The 21,195-nt window shown below is 60.3% G+C and carries 20 protein-coding genes; 4 read left to right on the forward strand and 16 right to left on the reverse strand.

All coding sequences use genetic code 11. The annotated features are described in order from the left end of the window. Window positions 1-7 precede the first annotated feature (7 nt). The 9 genes from C482_RS07575 to C482_RS07615 all read right to left on the reverse strand — a co-directional run bounded on the left by C482_RS07575 (window position 8) and on the right by C482_RS07615 (window position 10,167). Complete coding sequence (locus tag C482_RS07575; protein ID WP_006166943.1) at window positions 8-289, reverse strand: MoaD/ThiS family protein; 282 nt, start codon at window positions 287-289, stop codon at window positions 8-10. Window positions 290-364: 75 nt separating this feature from the next. Further along, the gene (locus C482_RS07580) at window positions 365-943 is read right to left on the reverse strand and encodes an FAD-dependent oxidoreductase (protein WP_006166944.1); all 579 of its coding nucleotides are present in this window, start codon (window positions 941-943) and stop codon (window positions 365-367) included. A gap of 230 nt (window positions 944-1,173) precedes the next feature. Then, window positions 1,174-1,980, reverse strand: a complete 807-nt coding sequence (locus tag C482_RS07585; protein ID WP_006166945.1) for an acyl-CoA synthetase family protein — start codon at window positions 1,978-1,980, stop codon at window positions 1,174-1,176. 62 nt (window positions 1,981-2,042) lie between these two features. After that, a complete protein-coding gene (gene dnaJ, locus C482_RS07590) occupies window positions 2,043-3,215 on the reverse strand; it encodes a molecular chaperone DnaJ (protein WP_006166946.1) in 1,173 nt (390 codons plus the stop codon). 207 nt (window positions 3,216-3,422) lie between these two features. Continuing rightward, window positions 3,423-4,433: a glycerophosphodiester phosphodiesterase gene (locus tag C482_RS07595; RefSeq protein WP_241431900.1), complete on the reverse strand. Its 1,011-nt coding sequence runs from the start codon at window positions 4,431-4,433 to the stop codon at window positions 3,423-3,425. A gap of 506 nt (window positions 4,434-4,939) precedes the next feature. Further along, window positions 4,940-6,901 carry a molecular chaperone DnaK gene (gene dnaK, locus C482_RS07600; protein WP_006166948.1) on the reverse strand — a complete coding sequence of 654 codons (1,962 nt, stop codon included), beginning with the start codon at window positions 6,899-6,901 and terminating at the stop codon, window positions 4,940-4,942. 300 nt (window positions 6,902-7,201) lie between these two features. Next, complete coding sequence (locus C482_RS07605; RefSeq protein WP_006166949.1) at window positions 7,202-8,602, reverse strand: cryptochrome/photolyase family protein; 1,401 nt, start codon at window positions 8,600-8,602, stop codon at window positions 7,202-7,204. A 487-nt stretch (window positions 8,603-9,089) separates the two neighbouring features. Next, on the reverse strand, window positions 9,090-9,800 hold the full coding sequence (locus tag C482_RS07610; protein WP_006166950.1) for a PAS domain-containing protein: 711 nt from the start codon (window positions 9,798-9,800) through the stop codon (window positions 9,090-9,092). Continuing rightward, on the reverse strand, window positions 9,787-10,167 hold the full coding sequence (locus C482_RS07615) for a hypothetical protein (RefSeq protein ID WP_241431901.1): 381 nt from the start codon (window positions 10,165-10,167) through the stop codon (window positions 9,787-9,789). Before C482_RS07615 ends, C482_RS07610 begins: the two co-directional genes overlap by 14 nt. A gap of 515 nt (window positions 10,168-10,682) precedes the next feature. On the opposite strand from C482_RS07615, the gene C482_RS07620 reads away from it, so the two are divergent. The 3 genes from C482_RS07620 (at window position 10,683) to C482_RS07630 (ending at window position 12,415) form a co-directional block, all read left to right on the forward strand. Further along, the gene (locus tag C482_RS07620; RefSeq protein ID WP_006166952.1) at window positions 10,683-11,246 is read left to right on the forward strand and encodes a hypothetical protein; all 564 of its coding nucleotides are present in this window, start codon (window positions 10,683-10,685) and stop codon (window positions 11,244-11,246) included. Window positions 11,247-11,485: 239 nt separating this feature from the next. After that, window positions 11,486-11,770, forward strand: coding sequence for a hypothetical protein (locus tag C482_RS07625; protein ID WP_006166953.1), 285 nt, complete (start codon window positions 11,486-11,488; stop codon window positions 11,768-11,770). 192 nt (window positions 11,771-11,962) lie between these two features. Further along, window positions 11,963-12,415, forward strand: coding sequence for a hypothetical protein (locus C482_RS07630; protein WP_006166954.1), 453 nt, complete (start codon window positions 11,963-11,965; stop codon window positions 12,413-12,415). Between the two features lie 229 nt (window positions 12,416-12,644). Here C482_RS07630 and C482_RS07635 read toward each other — a convergent pair whose 3' ends face one another. The 5 genes from C482_RS07635 to C482_RS07655 are packed head-to-tail and all read right to left on the reverse strand — an operon-like array spanning window position 12,645 to window position 19,163. Next, window positions 12,645-14,063: an ABC transporter ATP-binding protein gene (locus C482_RS07635; protein ID WP_006166955.1), complete on the reverse strand. Its 1,419-nt coding sequence runs from the start codon at window positions 14,061-14,063 to the stop codon at window positions 12,645-12,647. Beyond that, complete coding sequence (locus C482_RS07640) at window positions 14,056-15,111, reverse strand: ABC transporter ATP-binding protein (protein ID WP_006166956.1); 1,056 nt, start codon at window positions 15,109-15,111, stop codon at window positions 14,056-14,058. Before C482_RS07640 ends, C482_RS07635 begins: the two co-directional genes overlap by 8 nt. Continuing rightward, window positions 15,111-16,124 (reverse strand): ABC transporter permease, encoded by a 1,014-nt coding sequence (locus C482_RS07645; RefSeq protein WP_006166957.1) that lies wholly within the window; start codon window positions 16,122-16,124, stop codon window positions 15,111-15,113. Before C482_RS07645 ends, C482_RS07640 begins: the two co-directional genes overlap by 1 nt. Before the next feature lie 8 nt (window positions 16,125-16,132). Continuing rightward, window positions 16,133-17,089 (reverse strand): ABC transporter permease, encoded by a 957-nt coding sequence (locus tag C482_RS07650; RefSeq protein ID WP_049896558.1) that lies wholly within the window; start codon window positions 17,087-17,089, stop codon window positions 16,133-16,135. A 49-nt stretch (window positions 17,090-17,138) separates the two neighbouring features. After that, window positions 17,139-19,163: an ABC transporter substrate-binding protein gene (locus C482_RS07655; RefSeq protein WP_006166959.1), complete on the reverse strand. Its 2,025-nt coding sequence runs from the start codon at window positions 19,161-19,163 to the stop codon at window positions 17,139-17,141. A gap of 468 nt (window positions 19,164-19,631) precedes the next feature. Between C482_RS07655 and C482_RS07660 the strand changes: the two genes are divergently transcribed. Beyond that, window positions 19,632-20,174: a hypothetical protein gene (locus C482_RS07660; RefSeq protein ID WP_006166960.1), complete on the forward strand. Its 543-nt coding sequence runs from the start codon at window positions 19,632-19,634 to the stop codon at window positions 20,172-20,174. A gap of 142 nt (window positions 20,175-20,316) precedes the next feature. Here C482_RS07660 and C482_RS07665 read toward each other — a convergent pair whose 3' ends face one another. Then, entirely contained in the window at window positions 20,317-20,760 is a 444-nt protein-coding gene (locus tag C482_RS07665; RefSeq protein ID WP_006166961.1) for an RNA-binding protein, read from the reverse strand. Window positions 20,761-20,856: 96 nt separating this feature from the next. Then, the gene (locus C482_RS07670) at window positions 20,857-21,081 is read right to left on the reverse strand and encodes a hypothetical protein (protein ID WP_006166962.1); all 225 of its coding nucleotides are present in this window, start codon (window positions 21,079-21,081) and stop codon (window positions 20,857-20,859) included. Window positions 21,082-21,195: the final 114 nt, after the last annotated feature.

Consider the following 21,195-nt stretch of genomic DNA (forward strand, 5'->3'; position numbering starts at 1 on the left):
GTGTGGCTCAGCCCCCGTAGACTGACGGAACGAGGCGGATCACGGCGTCCTCCCGGAGTTCGGTTGCCAATCCGTCGATGTGAGTTACGTTTTTCTTGTCCATCGTGACGACCGTATCCCCGGCCAGTGTTTCCGCGTCCTCGTCGACCAGTTCGCCCGACAGGCCGGGGTACTCGTCCTCGAACTCCCGGAGTAAGTCACCGACCGTCTCGGCGTTGGTCTCATGATGGAGTGTCTTCTCGCCGACGGTATCACGAAACGGCCCGAAGAGCACGCACTCGAGTTGCACGATGTGCGAGTGTTTCTCGTGGGATGTCTTGTAGGCGACGGTCGCGGCGATAGACGGCCGCTACACGACCGTTTCTCACTCGGAGCGGAGGTCGGGCACGTCCGCGGGCGTATCGAAGTCGTGGAAGTGTTCGCCCTTCTCCTTGCTCAGAATGTTGAGTGCGGCCGATGCGCCATCACCGGCCGCGATGACGGCTTGCCACTCCTCCGCGCGGACCATCGCACCGGTCGCGTAGAGGTTCTCGACGCTGGTTTCCATATCGATGTCGACGTCGATGGTTCCCTCGTCGTCGAACGCGATATCCAGTTCGGCGTCCTCGGCGAGCGAGCGATCTGCACCCGTCGCGAGGACGACGTAGGTCGCCTCGTAGGAATCGTCGTCCGTCTCGACACGGAAGCCGTCGTCTGCAGACTCGACGGCAGTGACCGGCTCGCCGAGATGCAAATCCGCCCCGCGGTCCTCGACCTGTCCGCGAGCGATCTGCAGGAACTCGTCGCCACCAAGGCTGCGAACCCCGAGGTAGTTGAACAGGTGGGCCTTGTGCATCCACGTCTTGTCAGTGTCAAATACAGCGGTCTCAAGGCCGTTCTTCGCCGTAAACAGTGCCGCACTCAGGCCAGCGGGGCCGCCGCCGACGATGATCACATCGGACATACGCTACTCCGACTACGGACCAGCCGATAAACGATTTTGTCGCCAGGAGAGACCGTGTTCGGCGAGTGACTGTGAGCAACGCCGGAACTTGTCTCGCAGGCTCACTACCGGAGCTCCATCCCTGTGCTCATCGCGACCGGTACTCGAGTTCGACCGTCGCCCAGTTCATCACATCGAGAGCAGTGCCCACTTCTGTTACGAAATGGCAACGGAGACGGCGTGAACCCGCCTCAGCTGGTTCGATCCGAGAGTGACAGCACCGTTGGATCGATCTGAGTTGCCGACTCCTCTGTCGTTGCGTCCGAGATCGTGTACACGGTGGCGTCTTCGTCCACTTCGGCACGCTCTCGCACAGCGTCGTCGCCTTCGTCTTCGTCTCCAGACTCTCCCTCCAGCACTGTCACTGCTCCCGCAAGTAACGGCGCGAACACGCCCGCTATGGCGACCTCGACAGCCGCAAGCGGCTCCCGAACCACAACGCGGTCACCCGCCTCAATCTCGTACTCGTCGATCAGATTCCGGGCGGACTCGAGTGCCCGTGCGTGCGAGACGGTGCGGCTCCCGTCGGTGAGCAGGCCGGTCTCGGGTGAAAGCGACTGCGGCGGGAACGAGGGGTTCTCACTCCAGAGGCCGGCGTCGAAGTTCTTGATCCCCGGCGTCTCCGGCTTATCGCCGTAGCCGAGCATGCTGGTTCCACGGGGGAGCTCGTAGCGGTCGGACTCGAGTTCGTCGACGGGTGCGACGATCGCTTGCAGGTTGGTCTCGTCGGCAAGATCCGCTGGCGGGTTTGGGCGGGTTGTGGCCCCAAGGAGTGTCGCGCCGAAGCAGGCAAGCAGGGCCACCGGGCCGTTACCGGCGACGCCGACGGTGACGCCCTCGCGGACGCCGGCGTGGCGCAGGAAGTTGCCGGCCTTCCAGGCAGAGGTACAGAGCCAGTGGGCGTCGTAGTCGCGACGTGTCGTGTCGACGAGGACGGTCCGTTCGTCGCGGCGCTCCCGGGTGAACAGTTCGTCGACGGTGGCGACGTGCGCGGTCATACTGGCTACTGTGACCCGCGGTGAAAAAAGCGCGCCGAAACGGACGGCTGGCGTGGCAGCGATCAGAACGCCCGCTTGATCTTCTCGAAGAACCCTTCGCTGACGTCGATCTCGTCGCCGCCAGCCTCGGCGAACGCCTCGAGTGCTTCGCGCTGTTCCTCGTTGAGCGAGTCGGGTGTGACGACCTGGACCTTCACGAAGAGGTCTCCCTGACCTCGTCCGCGCAGTCGGGGCATTCCCTTCCCCCGGATGCGGAAGGTTTCGCCGCTCTGGGTCGCTCGCGGGATATCGAACTCGACGGCACCATCGAGCGTCGGCACTTCGACGGTGTCGCCGAAGGTCGCCTGCGGGAACGAGATCGGCAGCCGGTAGCGCAGGTCGTTGCCATCGCGTTCGAACTCCTCGTGCTCGCGGATCGCAACGTCAATCAGCAGGTCGCCATGGGGACCGCCGTCCGGGCTGGGTGCACCTTCGCCTTCCATGCGGAGGGTCTGGCCCTCTTGAATGCCCGCGGGAACCTCGACGGTGAGGGTCGCCTCGTTGCGGACGTAGCCCTCGCCGCGACAGGAACTACACGTTTCGGAGTAGAGCGTTCCTTCGCCCTCACACCGCGGACACGTCGTCGTCTGCTGGACGCGACCGAGCGGCGTCTGCTGGACCTGGGTCACCTGGCCCCGGCCCTGACACTCCGAACAGGTCCGGGAGTCGGCGTCCGGCGGGTGGCCCTCGCCATCGCAGTCAGCACACTCCTCGGGGCGCTCGACGGTGAACTGTTTCTCGACACCCTCGAAGGCTTCGCCGAGACCGATCTCGAGTTCGGTACGCAGATCGCGGCCCTTCTGGGGACGGCGTCGACCACGCCCGCGGCCGCCACCGCCGAAAACCTGTTCGAAGATGTCGCCGAGACCGCCACCGCCCATGCCGCCACCCATTCCGCCGAAGGGGTCGCCGCCCATGCCACCCATACCACCGCCCATGCCGCCCTCGCTGGCGTCGAAGCCGTGCTTTTCGGCCTGTTCGTAGCGGTCGTGGCCCATACGGTCGTAGGCCTCGCGCTTGTCTTCGTCGGTGAGTACCTGCTTTGCCTTCTGGATCCGCTTGAACTTCTCCTCGGCGTCCGGGTCGTCGCTGACGTCCGGATGGTACTCCGTGGCCTTCTTCCGGTACGCCTGTTTGATCTCCTCGGCGGAAGCGTCGCGGCTCACACCGAGTGCGTCGTAGAAGTCCTCGCTCATTCGTTGTCGAACCGATACTCGGTTGAGGCACTTGAAACGACCGTTCCCGACTGATCGGTTCCGAAAATCTTCCGTATTTCCCCTTCACGACCGGGAGCGGCGGGGCATTGATTAGCCGATCCGGTGTCGCGACACTCGCCGACTCGTCGGGGGCCGACGATCGTTTCTGTGAGAGCAGCTGGCGGGGACGAAACAGGTCGGGCCGCTCTAGAGAGCTCCCCAGCGAACGATCTCGCTGTAATCGAGGAAGAGCCCGTCGACACCGGCGTCAATGAGTTGTTCGGTCTCGTGCCACGTGTCGACCGTGTAGACGTTCACCGGGAGGTCCCGCGCGTGGGCTTCCTCGACGATGTCGACGTCGGTTTCGCCCGCGTAGAGATCCTCGTCGAACATCGTTGTCCCTTTGATCGCCGCCATCGGTGGGTTGATCGCGACGATGTCGTACTCGTCGGCCATGTCGAGGGCTTCCTCGTTGGAGTACCACGAGAGGAACGCCACCGGGAAGTCGTGATCGATCTCGTTCTCAAGCGCCCAGAGGGCACCCTCCCAGAACGTCGAGAGCAGGATCTCGTTGTCGTACTGCGCGGCGATGTCGCACATCGGTTGGAGCCACTTCCACTGTTCGAGTTCCTCTTCGGGACGCTCGAAGTCCGTCTGTCCGCTTTCGGGACGGTCGTAGTGGACCGGGTCCGTGGCTCCCCACGCCCAGTCGAGTTCCTCGGACCCAACCTTGATGTCGATGTTGACGCCGACGCCGTCCGGAATGACCTCCATCGCCTCTTCGAGAGATGCAATGGTTTCGCCGCTGTCGAGCACTTCCGCCGAGAAGACCTCGTCGGACGGCAGGTCGTACACCTTGCCGTCGGTGTCGGTCTGTCCGCCGATATTGCGGTCGTGGAAAACCGCGATGTCGCCGTCGGCAGTCGGATGGACGTCCAGTTCGATCCAGTCCGCACCGCGTCGGGCCGCCCGGTCGTTGCTGCCGCCCTTGACGGCCTGTTCGAACGCCCCGAGCGTGTTTTCGGGATACGTTTTAGCGAACCCGCGATGTGCGATGACTGTCGCCCGATCGTCGAACTGGGACGCGTTTTCTCGGCCTTGACCCTGGTTTCGATCGACGGCTGCACTCGCCGACGATGCTATCGTGCTGCCAGCAACTGCTGCTCCTGTTCCGGCGATGAACCGACGCCGGTTGAGCATACTTGCCTTGTCTCCCATGCAACTAGTGCCAGATAGCCAGAACTAATATAACTTATCGCCACATGAACATTACATTACAATAGGAATTATAAGTTATTGTGGTACAAATAATTTCTCTACGTATTGCTCTGATTATTGAATGACTCAATCGTCTTTGAATCGGTTTCTTTGCTCCATCATGGGATCGGACAGTCCGGAAACGAATACATATTAGAATATGGGAGAAACCATATCTAAATATTTATCGACGGTCTTATGGTATTGCCAAAACACTTAACCAGAGGTCTCCGGCCGCGCCACGTGGACTATTCGCTATCGTGCCACGGGAAACGGGGACATCGGCGAGAAGACCCGAATCTCGACAGCGGTGTCTACGTTTTCCACGCCTTCCGTCCAGGAAGGCAGTCGGTACGGAACAGCGTTTCCGGTCGCTATCAGCGTGACGAGACGCCGAGCGAACCCGGTTTTAGTCGTTCACCTGTTCCGGCCGAAAGAATTGCGATCGCCTGGGTGGACGGTCCGGCTTACTGACCGTCGTCTTCGTCCTCAACTTCGAAGTCGACGTCCTCGAAGTCGGCGTCAACGAATTCCTCGTCGTCGCCGCCGGCTGCACCGCTTGGGCCTGGGTTCGGGCCGCCGCCCATACCACCCATGTCACCCATGCCGGCACCGGCTGCGCCTGCGCCTGCACCTGCACCTGCGCCGCCTGCTGCACCAGCACCGCCAGCGCCCGCTGCACCGGCATCCTGGTACATCTGCTTGCCGATCTCCTGCAGCTCGGTGCTCAGGTGCTCGGTCGCGGCCTCGATATCCTCGGCGGTCGCCTCGTTGTCGTCGATCGTGGCTTCGAGGTCCTCGATGGCAGCCTCGATATCACCGCGAAGGGCGTCGTCGACTGCCTCTTCGTTCTCCTCGAGGAGGGTCTCGGCGCGCTGGATCGTGGCTTCCGCGGTGTTACGGGCCTCGATGCGCTGGCGCTTCTTCTCGTCCTCTTCAGCGTGCTTCTCGGCTTCCTGCTGCATCTCATCGATCTCGGCGTCGGAGAGGCCAGCACCGCCCTCGATGGTGATCTCTTCGGATTCGCCGCTGCCCTTGTCCTCGGCGGAAACGTTGACGATGCCGTTCTCGTCGATCGAGAACGTGACTTCGATCTGTGGAGTGCCCGCAGGTGCCGGCGGGATGCCAGTCAGGTGGAACTCCCCAAGCATCTCGTTCTTCTCGGCGAGTTCACGCTCACCCTGGAAGACACGGACCTGCACAGTGGTCTGGTTGTCCGCGGCGGTGGTGAAGATCTTCGATTCCTCGGTTGGGATGGTCGTGTTCTTCTCGATGAGGCGCTCGAAGAGGCCGCCCTTAACCTCGATCCCGAGGCTGAGCGGGGTCACGTCGAGCAGGACGATGTCGTCGACCTCGCCGCCGAGAACGCCGCCCTGAATCGCCGCGCCGAGTGCGACGGCTTCGTCGGGGTTGACGTTCTTCTGGGGTTCCTTGCCGGTGAGTTCCTCGACCTTCTCGCCGACCTGTGGCATGCGGGTCGAGCCGCCGACGAGGAGCACTTCGTCGATGTCGTCCTTGCTGTAGCCGGCGTCTTCGAGCGCTTGCTCGGTCGGATCGACGGTGCGGTCGATCAGGTCCTGGGTGAGCGATTCGAACTTCGCGCGTGTGAGAGACTCTTCGAGGTGGATCGGGCCGTCGTCGGTGGCCGTGATGAACGGCAGGTTGATCTCCGTCTCCTTCCGGCTGCTGAGTTCGATCTTGGCCTCTTCGGCGGCGTCCTTGAGCCGCTGGAGGGCCTGGCGGTCCTCGCGGAGGTCGATGCCGTGGTCGGCCTCGAACTCCTCGGCGAGGAAGTCGATGATGGCCTCGTCCCAGTCGTCACCACCGAGGTCGTTGTCACCGTTGGTCGCGACGACCTCGTAGACGCCGCCGCCGAGGTCGAGGATTGAAACGTCGAAGGTGCCGCCCCCAAGGTCGTAGACGAGGACGGTCTGGTCGGAGTCGTCGTCGAGCCCGTAGGCCATCGAGGCGGCCGTCGGCTCGTTGATGATGCGCTCGACTTCGAAGCCAGCGATTTCGCCGGCGTCCTTGGTCGCCTGGCGCTGTCGGTCCGAGAAGTACGCGGGGACGGTGATGACTGCCTTCTCTACTTCGTCGCCGAGGTACTCCTCCGCGTCACGCTTGATCTTCTGGAGGATCATCGCGGAGATTTCCTCGGGTGTGTACTCTTCGCCCTCAATGTCGACGGTGTAGTCGTCGTCGCCAATGTGGCGCTTGATGGAGGCGATTGTCTTTTCGGGGTTCTGGATCGCCTGGTTCTTTGCGGGTTTGCCGACGAGCCGCTCGTCGTCGTCGGTGAACGCGACGACGGAGGGGGTCGTCCGTTCGCCTTCGGCGTTGACGATAATCTCCGGATCGCCGCCTTCCATGACGGCGAACGCGCTGTTCGTCGTACCGAGGTCGATTCCGAGAATCTTGTTGCTCGCCATTGTGGAGGGTATTGTGCGCACTTTGTTTTAAGCGTTACTAGCCAGCGTCACGAGTCGAATAAAATTCTAAATGGGCGGCTGTCACTGTGGAGTCGGGCGATTTTGTACAGCAATCTGGTCGAATCGGCTCGATTGAGCCGGTGGGCACGACTGCACAGTCGCTACGGAGCCAGAATTTGAAGCCATCTCCGCGAGCCAAAAGCAGAGTGGACCGGCGCTGGCGAACGGGGCAGGCGAACTCGGGCAGAAGCCAATCAGCTACTGTCAGACGCTGGTATCGGTGTCGACTGACAATCAAACCTACTCGTCACCACGAGCCGCTTCGAACATCTCGATCGCCGTCTCGCGGCGCTCTGCGTGATCGACGATCGGGTCCGGATACTCGGGTGCGACGCTCGCCCGTTCGTCGGGTTCGAGGGCAACCCACTCGTGGATCGTCTCGGCGGGAACGTCCTCGAGTTCCGGGACGTACGTTCGGATGTACTCGGCGTCGGGGTCGTGGCGCTCTCCCTGGGTCATCGGGTTGAATATTCGGAAGTACGGTTGTGCGTCAGTGCCGGTTCCGGACGCCCACTGCCAGCCGCCGACGTCGCTTGCGGTGTCGTGATCCGCGAGCTTCTCGCGGAACCAGGCGTACCCCTCGCGCCAGTCGAGCAGGAGGTCCTTCGTCAGGAACGACGCGACGATCATGCGCAGTCGATTGTGCATGAACGCCTCGGCTCGAAGCTGGCGCATGCCGGCGTCGACGATCGGATAGCCCGTCGTCCCGTCCTTCCAGGCCTGGAGTGCAGCGGCATCGGTCCGCCACTGAATCGGGTTCTCGTAGGACCGGTAGTTCGTCGTGACGGTGTGTGGATTCGTGGCGAGCACGTGGGCGTAGAACGCTCGCCACGCGAGTTGGGATTCGAACTCCTCACAGGAGTCGGCCGTTGCGTCGTCCGGTGCCTCCGATTTCGCACGTTCGACCGCCTCATACACCGTGCGGATGCCGATGGTCCCCCACTTGAGGTGCGGTGAGAGGCCGGAGGTGGCGTCGGCCGCGGGGTCGTCTCGCTGGTCCGCATATCGATAGATGGGGTCAGCACAGAACGTCTCGAGCCGACGGCGTGCGGCCTCCATCCCGGTGTCGGGAATATTCGCCTCGGGCTCGTCGAATCCGAGGGCTTCCTGAGACGGAAGCGGGTCCCCGGAGACTGACGCCAGTTGCTCGCCGTTGGGTGCCGGGACGGGTGACTCCTTCTCGCGGTCACGCCACTTCTTCCAGAAGTACGAGTAGACAGCGTACGTCTCACCTTGCTGGGTGGTAATCGAACCGGGTTCGAACAGAAGTGCATCGTCGACGGACGTGGCCTCGAGTCCGGCGTCGGTCAGCGCTTCGCGGACCGCCTCGTCTCGCTTGCTAGCAAGTCCGGAGTAGTCTCGGTTCCACGAGACGGACTCTGCGTCGTGCTCGCGGGCAATTCGAGGCAGTTCGTCTCGAGGGTCACCGGTAGCTACCACAAGGTCACTGCCGCGCTCGCGATACCAGGCCCGAAGTTCAGAAAGCGACTCGAGCATGAACGCTACCCTGGGCGGCGAGGCGTACTCGAGGACCGCCGGGTCGAAGACGAATGCTGGTATCACTGACCCGGTTTCCGCCGCAGCGGAAAGCGAGCGATTGTCCGCGGCTCGAAGGTCCCGGCGGTGCCAATGAACGGTCATAACGCGGTGGGGCTGCCGTTCGGCGTAGTTGGCCTCCCGATAACCGTCCGAAGAGTAAGCGACCCCAGTCGTGTTCTCTCAGACCGGGCTATGTGTCTATGACTCATAGTGTGACGTCTCCCGCTCGAGAGGTATCGATTGTCCCTAACAATCCAGTTCCCTACCAAGCCGATGCCAGCTCCACGACCGAATCTGATCGTTCTCGAGGAGAGGCCGATATGGACGGTCATCCGCCGCCCGAGGAACGGCTTTCGCTCTCCCGACGTGTACAACACCGACGAAGAGTTACACAGACGAAGAGTTGGAGGGAAACCGAGCGGCAGCAGCGAATAATGCGGGCTGCTAACAGCTACCATTCGAAGCGCGCAGGGGATGCTACAACCAAAACGAAACTACAACCGAAATTCGGACGCAAACCAGACCTGCGCCGCCGCGATCGGACTTGTGGCTGGCGCTCGATTGTGGACGGACTACCGGTGTGGACTGACTACTTGTGTGGATTCGCCTGCTCAAGAGACGAAACTGCCTGCGCCTGCTCCTGGTTCATATCGGTTAGGTCGACGATTGCCCCAACGATAGAGAGTGGTTCTGACCCATCGAACAGTGGCATGCCGATCTCGATCACATTTTTCTCCACGCCGTCGGCTGTCTGGAGTCGGTACATAACCGAAAACGGTGATTCGCTCTCGATGGCGGCGTCAACTGCCGCGTCCACACGGTCACAGTCGTCGGGGTGGATCAGATCGAAGCCGAAGTTGACGCCGCCGATGATGAACGCGTTCGGCTCGTAACCGGTCAGCTCGTGGCAGTTGCCGCTGATGAACTCGATCGGCCAGCCCGCCTCGTTGCGCGACTGGTAGACCGTACAGGGAAGGTTCGTGAAAAACCGCTGGAGCTGCCGTTGATCCGGCATCTCTCGATTGCCGTCGACACTTCGTTCGCTGGTCGAAATCGGCGACCGACGTCCCGTGCGGTACGAAATACCGTCGATGAATACTTCGGCGTCGGCGGTTACCGTCACCTCGTGGCCAGGGACCTGAAACGACAGCTCCGTGGCCGTGTTGCTTGCGACGACTCGCTCAATCATTGTCGGGTCGACATAATCCGCCAGCGTGTACTCTAATGAGCCCGGATCAGTCCCGTTCGCCGCAGCGAGCGCTGCAACGACCTCGTAGATAATTTCGTTATGACGACTCATGCGCTTCGACGAGCCACTCCTGCTCTAGCGTCTCTGGCAGTTGGTCGACCGATTCCTGGAAGAGCCTCATCACGGCGGCCGGTTCGCTGAACCGCGGACCGCGACGGACGCAGAACGGCTCGTGTTCCCAGCGGATGTAGTCGGCACTCGCCAGTGCAGGAAGATGGTGGTGTCGTAATTCGACTGCGATTCGTTCGGGATCAGCCTGTGACGGTGATGTGAGCGCCACGGCTGGTAACGGGAGACGTTGATCGGCAGGTGCATCGAGCAGCGAGACGACAATCTGCCGGCGCGGCCGGGCCGACAGCAACCGTAGCAACTGCTCCCACCGGTCTTGGACGACGCCTCCATCCGGTGTCTCCATCATACGGTGTGTAATACCCGGAGGATAGTAAGTGTACCCCCGCGTTCGTTGTTTCTGCACCCTCAATCAACCCGGACACTCGAGTCGGCGGACCGGTCACCAGTGTGGCCATATCGTCGCCAGTAACTTTCGATCTCCAATCTTGCGTACAGGTAGTTCTCGGGGAGAATAATTCAAGTATCGAATATGGTGCTAAGACCGAACACACGACTCACGACCACCGCTGTCGGTACCGGGCTGTCGCCGTCAGTGTATACTGATACTGCCGGACAGAACTATTCGAAGATCGGTCGCGCTACTGCGGCCATCACCTTTGGAGGCGGCTGCGACTTCGTGATCGACTTCTCACTGACTTCTGTCCGGCAGTATGACTGTACGAACGCAGAAACGATGAGGGATGTGATCAGCGTCTCTCTGTGTACATCGTTTACCACACCTGTCCGAAGGAGCCAGTTGGATGACGCTAGAGAGTCGTTGTCACCGAATTGTTTTTGACAACTCGAACACACGGTTAGGGCATGTTCGACGGGTCCGCGGCAGAGCGCATCAAGGAGCGCCGACGCAACGCAGTCGATCCCGAGGCATTTCTCCTCGATATCGACGCGATTCAGCCGACCGACGGCGAGGAAGGCCTCCAGTTCACACCCAAATTCGCCGAGCGTGTCGAGAACCGCCTCAATCGACTGCAAGTCGACGGCGTCGAGCCAACCGACATCGGTTCTATCTTCGGTGTTTCGGACGACAACGTCTCCAAGTCCGACCGGTCTTATCCCGCCTACAAGACCGGGAGTACGGTGCGAAGTTGGCCCTCTGCGGGCGCAGTCCAGCTCGACGTTGCTGTCGACAAGAGCATTCGTGCGGTAACCGACGAGTGGACTGATGTCCCCTCCAGACAGCGCTACCGAATCCTTCAGTCGCTTCGGTCTTTCCAGGAGCAGTGTCTGTTCTGTACGGGTGCGCTCTCGATCAGCGACCAGACGGTCGAGTCCTGTTGTAGCAACGTCGAGGTCGTAACGATTTCGTGTACCGACTGTGGACGACGATTCCTGGAGTTCACCCCCGATTCAGTTCCAGAAGTTTGACACCCCTCACCGGCTGAAGTCGGAGAAAACTCTGGCGTTAGGATATAACGAGTCACAATCCGTTCACCTGGTTTCAGGCGTGTGTCAGTGAGAGCCAATAGTTTGCCTGATCGGCTCTGGACTTCCATCCCCACACGAATTACTTGTCACACCAAACCTAACCCCAAATTACACTCCACATAGACGAGGATCACCGGCCAACCGAAATATACAGACCGGACCACCACAGTATCGTTTACATGTCACGTACCGTCGATGATCTCCGGAACGAGATACGGCTGGCCGTGGGGAGATACGAACGGACCGAATCGACTGCCTTCACGAAGGAAGCCCTTGCTGCGATTTGTGAAGCTGTTGGCTATGACTATGACCGGAACACGAACCGCTTGCCACCCAAATCACAGCTGCGAGCGGGAATCCGCTGGGCAATCGGCGAGAAAGACGAGGTCGACCCCGAACGGGCAGGACACCCCTTCCGCAAGGCTGAACTCGAGTCCCTCGCGACTGCGCTCCGAGACGAGTAGCGATCGGCGCTCTAGACGGTGGCCGGTGACACTGGCCGAGAGTCGGGACTGACGAGAATCACCAGATCCGCAGCCGCTGTCGACTGTGGACAGCACAGCCGAAACACGGTGATCGGCCCTTGATGCCGTCGCTCGCCGAGAATCTGCCACCGTAAGCAACACTCTTGTCGATTCGAACACAACTCGCGAGCAATGGCGCTTCCGGAGCCTATCGATCGCCTTCACCAGCCCGAGTTCACCGGCGCGAATCGCTGTCTTCCGTGTACCGCCGTCAACGTCGTCCTCGCAGTGATCTTCTCCGGTATACCCGTTGCGCTGACGTGGTTTGCTGCTGGCCTGACCCTTTCGCTGGGCGTCGGAACAATCGTTCTCTGCTGTTCGCTTGGTCTGATCGTCGTCCGAGGCTATCTCGTTCCCGGTACGCCCGAACTCACGAAGCGGTATCTCCCCGAGAGGGTGCTCGCTCGATTCCACGACCGGGGGGCGGGCATCGACGACCAAGCGGCTCCCGAACTGGCACTGAAGGGGCTCGAATCAATCCCGAGCGAGACGGATCGGACAGAGTCGGAATCAGAATCTGAATCTGAATCTGAATCTGAATCTGGACCAGAACCAGGGTCAGAGTCACGAACAGAGTCGGAATAAGATCCCGATACCCGATGCGAGAGCGAGAATCAGAACTGCACTCGAGTACAGATGAGACTGTGATGTTGCACTACTAAGATGGTGTACGACTGTGCGACTGTGGTGGTAAGGGAGTCCAAAGCGACACGAACTGACAACAGCACTGTCGCAAACTGGCTGACCCGACACAAAAATTGACGAGTGCTGGCCGCCGAATCTGACTCACAGCGCAGCCATCGACTCGAGTTCGTTATTCCTGTACGACCGTGCCGTCGTACTCTTCGCCGAACTGGTTCGCTTCGGGTGCAGCCTGGCTGTAGTTATCGCCGTGTAATAGACACGCGATATCGTGTGTCGGCGAGTGCTCGACGTAGACTGGATCGTTCGTCTCACACGGCGAGACGTACGTGTCCTCAAGCGTCGCCTCGCACGCGTGAGTGCCACGTTCGTGAAGGTCGCTGATCGCGTCCGACAGTACCGATTCGGCCGCGTGATCCGACAGTTCGGGTGGCAACCCGAACTCGTCACGAACGAGACCGTCCAGTCGCTCTCGTGAGAGTCGCGACTGGTCCTCACGGATATCTTTATCCGATTCGGTCAGCGTCACGAGCTGGGTGACCTCCTCGGCCTCCCGAACCTGCAGTTTGAACGTCAACAGCGACCGCCACTCCGGCTGCTCGAGGTCGTACTCCGCTGGCGGAATCACACGGGGACAACGCGTGTGGAACTGGCACCCAGACGGTGGATCGATCGGCGATGGGACCTGTCCTTCGAGGAAGATCTGGTCTCCCTCCCAGAGCGGATCTGGTTCCGGAATCGCCGAGAGCAATGCCTCAGTGTAGGGGTGGTGGGGTTCGGAGAAGATCTCCTCAGTCGTCCCAACCTCGGCGAACTCGCCGAGATACATCACGGCGATCCGATCCGAGATATGCTCGACGACGCTCAGGTCGTGTGCGATAAAGATGTATGCCAGATCGAACTCTTCTTGCAGGTCCTCGAGTAGGTTGAGGATCTGAGCCTGAACGCTGACGTCGAGAGCGCTCACCGGTTCGTCACAGATGATCACTTCGGGGTCGACGGCAAGCGCCCTGGCGATACCAATTCGCTGACGCTGCCCGCCGGAGAACTCGTGTGGATACCGATGGGCGTGGCTCGGATTGAGCCCGACAGTATCGAGGAGTTCGTGAATCCGGTCGAGTCGGTCTTCGCCGTCGGCGATGCCGTGGATGTCGAGTGGCTCGCCGATGATGTCTCCCACGGTGAGACGCGGGTTCAGACTCGAGAAGGGGTCCTGAAAGATGTACTGCAGGTCCGTCCGAAGGTCACGAAGCCTGCTACTCGAGAGCCCGGTCAGTTCGATTTCCTCACGACTGCCGCCGGGACTGGGACTTGGACTTGGACTTGGACTGTCGTCCGACTGCTGTCTGTAGTAGACGGAGCCGTCGGTCGGCTCGATGAGCCGCAACAGTGCGCGACCGAGCGTTGTTTTCCCGCAGCCACTCTCGCCGACAACGCCGAGCGTTTCGCCGGGGTACAGCTCGAGGGAAATATCGTTGACTGCCTGCACGGTCTGTTTCCGGCCAAGGAGGTTGTCGATGAACCCGCCCTCGGTCGTATAGTGCTTCGTCAGGTCGTCGGTCCATAGGATTGGCTCAGTATCGCTACTCATGCAGATCACCCGGGACGCGTTCGCTCAGGTCTTCGTCGATCGACACGTCGAAGCCGAGTCCGTGTTGCAGATCGTTGGTATACTCGAGACACCGCGCCGACTGCTCTCGTGCGTCAGGACCGTTGCCGACATCGATCATGGACGGTTCCGTCCGAGTGCAGGCTTCCTCTGCGTACGGACAGCGCGGGTGGAAACTACACCCGGTCGGCGTATCGATCAGATCGGGCATCGATCCGGGAATCGTTCGCAACCGGTCGCTGTCGTCTCCGACGCGTGGAATCGAACTCATGAGTCCGACCGTGTAGGGGTGTTTGGGATCGTAGTACAACTCTTCGACCGGTGCCTTTTCGACGGCCTGTCCGGCGTACATGACCATCACACGGTCACAGAGTTCGGCGACGACGCCGAGGTCGTGCGTGATGAGCTGGACAGCCGTGTCGAACTCGTCAGTGAGGTCCTCGAGAAGGTCGAGGATCTTTGCCTCGGTGGTCACGTCGAGTGCGGTCGTCGGCTCGTCGGCGATCAGTACGTCTGGATCGCACGACAGCGCCATCGCGATCACTGCTCGCTGTTGCATCCCGCCGGAGAACTCGTGTGGGTAGTCGGAGTAGCGGTTCTCGGCGTCCGGAATGCCGACCTGGTCGAGCAGTTCGATGGTGCGCTCTCGTGCGTCTTCCTCGTCGTAGTCGAGGTGGTGTCTGATCGCTTCGGCGATCTGTTCGCCGATCGTGTAGACCGGGTTGAGCGCGGTCTGGGCATCCTGGAAGATCATCGCGATCCGATTACCGCGTATCTGGCGGACCTCGGAATCGCTCATTTGCAGGAGATCTTCGCCGTCGAGCAGTATTTCACCGCTCTCGATTTCACCGGGACTCTCGATGAGTCGCAGCAGCGAGAGGGCGGTGACGCTCTTGCCGGCACCACTCTCGCCGACGACGCCGAACTTCTCCCCGCGTTCGATCGTGTAGGAGAGATCGTCGACGGCGGTGACAACGCCTTCCTGCGTGTAGAACGACACCGTCAGGTCGTTGACCTCAAGCAGCGCCATTAGCCACCACCTCCGATGTCGTCGACCTGTGCATCGAGTGCGTCGTTGACTGCGTCACCGATGATGTTCATCGACATGACGAACACGAAGATCATGAGGCCAGGGAAGACGGTCGCCCACCAGTACCAATCGCCACCGGCACCCGTCGCAAGCGTATCAGATTCTGCGTCGAGAATCGTTCCCCACTCGGGCGTGCCGGGGTCGAAGCCGAGGCCGAGGAATCCGAGCGCTGCGACGCCGATGACGACGGTTCCGATACTGAGTGTTGCCTGCACGATAACCGGGGCGATAGCGTTCGGGATCACGTGCCGGAAGATCACCGTTCGGTCGCGTGCGCCGAGCGCCTTTGCCGCCAGTACGTACTCGTTCTGTTTCACCTTCAAGATCTCACCGCGGATGATACGTGCGTAGGTTGCCCAGCCGACGAGTGCGAACGCACCGACAAGTGGCCAGAAGCCGCCGCCGAAGAGAGCGACGAGGATGAGTGCCAGCACGAGGCCGGGGAACGCAAAGACGATGTCGAGAATCCGCATGAGAACTTCGTCGACACGACCGCCGAAGTAGCCGGAGATGCTGCCGTAGATCACGCCGAACGTCGCCGCGAGTGCGGTGACGACGAGTCCGATCGAGATGCTGTATCGGCCGCCAGTAACCACTCGCGAGAACAGGTCTCGCCCGAGTCGATCGGTTCCCATCGGATGCGAGAGCGATGGCGCGGCGTACCGAGCGCCGACTGCAGTCTCCGTCGGATCGTACGGGACGATCGAGAGCGGCTGAATGGTTACTCCGCCGACCGAAATCGATTGTGAGAGAAGCGCAGCGAGTCCCATTACGGCCACGACCACAAAACCCCCCAACGCGAGTCGGTCCCGAACGATATTCGACACGATCTTTTGCCACCGACTCTCGACCTCCTTGCTCTCCAGTTCGCTCGCAGTGGCAAGCGGATCCTGGTCGTCGATATCTTCGGTATCGAACCCTGAAATCTGTATTCGTCCTCTTTCTGTTGACATAGTTGTAATCAGTATTCGTCTCTAATTCGTGGGTCGAGCAGTGCGTAGACGATATCCGCGAGCAGATTCGCGAGTACGATGAAGAAGCCGGTAAACAGGGTGATCGCCAGAATGAGGTTGATCTCCCTGAGGTGGACTGCCTGGATGAGTTCGAGACCGAGACCAGGCCAACCAAACACCGTCTCGACGACGACCGATCCGGCGACGATACTCGCGGTCAGGAACGCGGCGACGGTCGTGACCGAGATGAGTGAGTTCCGGAGCACGTGTTTGAGGATGACCGTTCGTTCCGGCAATCCTTTCGCACGCGCGGCGGTGACGTACTCCTTGTTCAACTCCTCGGCCATCGACGTGCGCATAATTCGCATCATGTTCGCTGCGGCTGCCGTCCCGATCGTGACACCGGGCAGAATCAGCCACCAGAGCATCGATGGAGAGAGCAACGATGTCTGCGGGTCAAGCGTTGGGAACCAATCGAGGCGAACAGCGAAGATCGCCATCAGCATCAGGCCGAGCCAGAAGTTCGGGATCGAAATGCCCGACAGTGCGACGAATCGGCTCACGTCGTCACCGAGCTGGTCCTTGTTAACCGCGGCATAGATGCCGCCTGGAATAGCGATCAGCACCGCAAACACCCAGCCGAACAGACCGAGTATAATCGTCTCGGGAAGCCGAGCCAGTACGACGGAACTAACGTCGCGACTGCTCGAGTACACTTCGCCGAAGTCGCCAGTCAATACCCCCTGTATCCAGTTGAGATACTGTACCCAGACCGGTTGATCCAGACCGAATTCGCGCCGAAGTCTGGCTGATTCGTGTGCGGGAACGTTGGGATTCGCCGCAACCAACTGATCCACGATGTCACCCGGTGTGATGTGCATAAGCGCAAACGTGACCACCGAAACGCCAAACAATACCGGGACTGAGGCAAGTATCCGTTTAAGAATGAATTTTTGTAAACTCATACCTTGTGCGTGTGCGTGTACGTGTGCAAATAGGTCCGAAGGCAGTCGGTTAGCGATCCAGGTACATGATCTGCTCGTCAGCAGGACTGTACACTGCGTAGCTCAGGATCGCCTGCGTCTGCGGATGAACGTTGAATCCGACAACCTCGTCGTTGGTCGTGCCGGTGTTCAGTGAGTAGTCGACGATGGTGTTCGCAGAGAGGTCGACCAGCTGGGGCCACAACTCGTCGTAGCGCTCTCTGCGGGTGTCTTCGTCTTCGGCGACATCGGTGTCGAACCGACAGCTTCGGAGCAGATCAACGAAGTCGTCTGGCAGCGCTCCTTCCGGGAAGAAGAAGTTACAACAGCCGTTCCAGTTGTCCGGATCGTGAATCGTTTCCGGGAAGCCGTGTGGTTCCGGCGTGCCAGCGAGTCCGATGACTGTCGCAGCGTTGTCCTCGGCGGCGTCGTGCCGTGCACCGTCGGTGTAGAGTTCCGGCACCCAGTCGCCGAGTGCAGCCGGCGTCTCGAGTTCGGCCTCGAAAAGACCGCTCTGATTCAACTCGTCGACAGCCAGCTGCATCTTGTCGATACGCTCGTCGTCCTCGGCGTTCGTCTGGATGACGATCTCAACCGGCGCTTCCTGGCTCGACTCTTCGATAAGCTGTTCGGCCTGTTCGACGTCAGGCTCAAGCGGGTACGCCCACTCCTCCTCGAAGAGGTCTTCGTACTCGCCAGTTGTTGCGAGGTCGGCAGCAGGTTCCGGGAATGGAACCCGCGCCGGATCGCCCCAGCCCTGTTCGATGAGGTCAACGATCTGCTGACGAGGGATCAGTGCGCTGACCGCCTGCCGGATCTCTCGTTCGGCGAACGCGCCGCCAGTATCGGTCTCCTCGACCGGGAACTGCATGAACTTGAAGCCGAAGGCCTCCGTCGCGGAGACGACGTAGTCGTCAGATTCGTAAAAGTTGTTACGCGCGTCCGATGGCAGTTCGTAGGCGATGTCGACATCGCCGTCCTCGAGTGCAGAACTCCGCTGGACGGACTCCTCGACGAAGCGGATGTTGATCTCGTCGATAACCGGGCTTTCTGGGAATTCGCCGGGGCCGTCCCACCACGGAATGTTGTCGAGACCGACTTCCTCGACCCAGTAGTTCTCGTTTCGGGAGAGGAGCAGCTGCGAGCCCTCCTCGAACTCTTCAACCTGATACGGTCCTGTACCGATCGGGACCATGTCCTCGTCGTCCCGTGGATCGAGTTCACCAGCCGGAACGTCGGCATGCTGGGCCGGATACACGACCGGATTCATTTCCACGAACGCTGCGGCGTCCGGCTCCTGCGAATACAGCGCGTACGTGTAGCCGTCGTCACCGTCGAGGGCCTCGGCGTACATGAACGTGTCGAACATCTGACCTTCGTTGTCAGAGCCGACGTATCTGTCGTAGGACCGGACGAGGTCTTCGGCCGTCAACTCATCACCGTTGTGGAACTCGATGCCCTCGTGCAAGCGTCCCTCGACTCTGGTTCCGTAGACGCCATCAGCGACGGCGTCGCCGGCTTCCTCTCGGGTCAACACTCGGACTGTGTCGCCCTCCTCAGCCGGCAGGTCGTCAGGGTGTTGCATGAGGACGAGATTGTTGTCGTCTTCCAGATCGAAGAACGGGAAGCCATCGTCTGCGTCGTCGGCTTCCAACTCGACCATGTAGTCCTCGTAGTCGGTTACATCGACATCGTTCGCCTCCTCGGCTTCGTGTTCGGCGGCCATCCAGGGGAGGTACTCACCGTCGCTGTTGACCGTCGTCAGGCCGTCGTAAACTGCCTCGAAAACCACCGAGTCTTCGGCAGCGGTACTCTGGGCCTGGTCGTAGTCAGAGATACTGTTCCGTGGAATTGCGAACTCGAGTCGTCCACCTTCCTGAATCTCGTCGAAGTCGACGTCGTTGCGTTCTAGTGCGTCGCTGACGTCGAGTTCTTCGTCGTCATCGTCACCATTACCCAGACAGCCCGCAACACCGATTGCACCGGCGGCTGCAATTCCCTGCAGCAGTCGGCGGCGATCGAGGCTCGAATTTCGCGATTTCGTTGTTTTCGACATTGTGTTTATAAACACCGTTACGTTGGATGTGGCTCCTCCCCCCGACATGCTGTCGGCGAGGCTCACTGGGTTCGACCAGCATACATTGTGGGGAGTGACCACATTGCATTTGCCAACACTACAACCTGTCCATATGATGGTAGTCATATATAGATTTTGATCACGAATTATGATGGCACAGGCTGCTGAACGAGAAGTGGTTCTTTGTTCACCTTCTCCCCGACCCAACACGCAACCATTCAAAGATATATACACCAGTGTACAATTAACCACACCAGCCGCGCGATGGTTGCTCCAAGAGAGTATACCGTTTGGTTACCGCAGGACCGATATGTCGCATACGCCGTACATCGGACGACGACACTATTCGTGTCACTGTGTCACCGCGTCACCTGCTAACTGCAAGCTACCAACTACCACGTCATGCATACCCGAACGTTTTAGGTGACCCAGTCCTTCCCGACCCCTATGCGTCGGATCTACGAGTCGGACGCCCTCCAGCGTGACGAGGAACCGTTCACGCCGAACAAGCGGACCTCATCCGCCACTGTCCAGTCTTTCCGGTCAGTAAATTCCTCAGCACTCAGCAACCTGCTCGTCCCGACGACCCTCCACCACCGGGCGATCTCGGTGGATGTCTCGACACCGAAAACGACGTACTCGGTTGGTGAACCGATTCCGTTTACCGTCACGATGCGAAACGCACTTCCTGTTCCGGTCACCCTCTCGACTGCGTCGCCGTTGCTGTGGACGTGGCACGTCGACGACGTTACGGAGGCCTCACACGTTGCGCGCTACGACCCTCCGGACGAGACCGGCGCGTTCAACTTCCAGCGGGGGGAGCGTAAGCGATTCCGAAAGGTGTGGCACCAACTGTTTCAGGTCTCGGACAGTGACTGGGAAGAAGCCGACCTCGGAGAGCATACGATCAGTGTCCACATCAACGTTCCTGACGCCGAAGAGAAGGGGTTAACGGCCGAAACGACCGTCCAGATCAGCCCGGGTGAGTGAGATCAACTCGAGAAACAAACTCAGACCCTACGTGCAGAATCAGCCCGAACCTACAGAACTTTCACACCAAGCGAACGACGTAACGAGAAACGCGAAGTATCGGGAGCAGAAACGCTACAATCGAAGCTCTGCCTGTCCAGTCTTACTCAGCGCTTTCGTCTCGGAGCCGCTCGAGTACTTCCCGGGCGTTCTCGAGTGCCTGCTCTTTTTTTGCGGGGTAGGCCTCGACCTTCGCGCGCAGCATGATGCCGTCGCCGACGCGGATCGTTCCCCCGAAAGCGGCCTGTTTGTCCAGACTAAGGAAGAGTTCGGTGTTCTCAGTCACGCGATCGTCGAGTTCCGCAAGCAGCGTGTCGAACGACTCGAGATCGGTGAGCCGCGAGAGGACGTGGCGCACCTCGTCTGCGTTCTCGACGCGGGCTGAGAGAACGAGGATGCGATCGCCGTAGTGACCCTCTGATTCGACGCGCTCGATCTCGAACTCCTCGGGGAGGAAGGTCCGAAGGGCCTCCTCGACGCGCTTTTCGTCCTCCGTGGCGTAGCAGAACGTTCGAATGTCGACGTAGTGAAGCGGAATCTGTGGCATCTGTAGTGTCGTATACGGCTGCGAACTCTCAACGAGATGGCTCGGTCGGTTTCGGGGGGAGCGCCTGTCGGTAGTTGCTGTTTGGTGTCGTTGTCGTTAGTTTTCGTCTTCGTCGTCGCCGTCCTCGTCCTCGTCCACGTCAACGTCGGCCGCCTCGAGATCTTCTTCCGGAATGCCTGTCTCCTGTCCGTCCTCGAAGCTCACGGTGTAGGTTACGTCGCCGAACATCGATTCCATGGTCTGGGTGACCGTCCCGACATCGCCGTTGAAATCGCTGTGCTTGTCCGTCAGGACGACTTTGTCGTCTTTCTCGAAGCTCATAGTCGCAGTTCCCCGCCGTCGCGTAAAAAGGGACTGATTCACCGCCCTCTCAAGTAGTCCCGTGGTCGCGCCAGTTCGTCTTGCCACCGGCTGGTCACCGCCTCACCGGCGTCA

The organism is Natrialba chahannaoensis JCM 10990 (genome assembly GCF_000337135.1).
Taxonomy (GTDB): Archaea; Halobacteriota; Halobacteria; order Halobacteriales; family Natrialbaceae; genus Natrialba; species Natrialba chahannaoensis.

What these genes read in the sequence shown, in the direction of transcription:
- C482_RS07580 (WP_006166944.1), bottom strand. Translation starts at nt 943, where the DNA reads ATGTCCGATGTGATCATCGTCGGCGGCGGCCCCGCTGGCCTGAGTGCG.
- C482_RS07585 (WP_006166945.1), bottom strand. Translation starts at nt 1,980, where the DNA reads ATGACCGCGCACGTCGCCACCGTCGACGAACTGTTCACCCGGGAGCGC.
- dnaJ (WP_006166946.1), bottom strand. Translation starts at nt 3,215, where the DNA reads ATGAGCGAGGACTTCTACGACGCACTCGGTGTGAGCCGCGACGCTTCC.
- C482_RS07595 (WP_241431900.1), bottom strand. Translation starts at nt 4,433, where the DNA reads ATGGGAGACAAGGCAAGTATGCTCAACCGGCGTCGGTTCATCGCCGGA.
- dnaK (WP_006166948.1), bottom strand. Translation starts at nt 6,901, where the DNA reads ATGGCGAGCAACAAGATTCTCGGAATCGACCTCGGTACGACGAACAGC.
- C482_RS07605 (WP_006166949.1), bottom strand. Translation starts at nt 8,602, where the DNA reads ATGACCGTTCATTGGCACCGCCGGGACCTTCGAGCCGCGGACAATCGC.
- C482_RS07610 (WP_006166950.1), bottom strand. Translation starts at nt 9,800, where the DNA reads ATGAGTCGTCATAACGAAATTATCTACGAGGTCGTTGCAGCGCTCGCT.
- C482_RS07615 (WP_241431901.1), bottom strand. Translation starts at nt 10,167, where the DNA reads ATGATGGAGACACCGGATGGAGGCGTCGTCCAAGACCGGTGGGAGCAG.
- C482_RS07620 (WP_006166952.1), top strand. Translation starts at nt 10,683, where the DNA reads ATGTTCGACGGGTCCGCGGCAGAGCGCATCAAGGAGCGCCGACGCAAC.
- C482_RS07625 (WP_006166953.1), top strand. Translation starts at nt 11,486, where the DNA reads ATGTCACGTACCGTCGATGATCTCCGGAACGAGATACGGCTGGCCGTG.
- C482_RS07630 (WP_006166954.1), top strand. Translation starts at nt 11,963, where the DNA reads ATGGCGCTTCCGGAGCCTATCGATCGCCTTCACCAGCCCGAGTTCACC.
- C482_RS07635 (WP_006166955.1), bottom strand. Translation starts at nt 14,063, where the DNA reads ATGAGTAGCGATACTGAGCCAATCCTATGGACCGACGACCTGACGAAG.
- C482_RS07640 (WP_006166956.1), bottom strand. Translation starts at nt 15,111, where the DNA reads ATGGCGCTGCTTGAGGTCAACGACCTGACGGTGTCGTTCTACACGCAG.
- C482_RS07645 (WP_006166957.1), bottom strand. Translation starts at nt 16,124, where the DNA reads ATGTCAACAGAAAGAGGACGAATACAGATTTCAGGGTTCGATACCGAA.
- C482_RS07650 (WP_049896558.1), bottom strand. Translation starts at nt 17,089, where the DNA reads ATGAGTTTACAAAAATTCATTCTTAAACGGATACTTGCCTCAGTCCCG.
- C482_RS07655 (WP_006166959.1), bottom strand. Translation starts at nt 19,163, where the DNA reads ATGTCGAAAACAACGAAATCGCGAAATTCGAGCCTCGATCGCCGCCGA.
- C482_RS07660 (WP_006166960.1), top strand. Translation starts at nt 19,632, where the DNA reads ATGCGTCGGATCTACGAGTCGGACGCCCTCCAGCGTGACGAGGAACCG.
- C482_RS07665 (WP_006166961.1), bottom strand. Translation starts at nt 20,760, where the DNA reads ATGCCACAGATTCCGCTTCACTACGTCGACATTCGAACGTTCTGCTAC.
- C482_RS07670 (WP_006166962.1), bottom strand. Translation starts at nt 21,081, where the DNA reads ATGAGCTTCGAGAAAGACGACAAAGTCGTCCTGACGGACAAGCACAGC.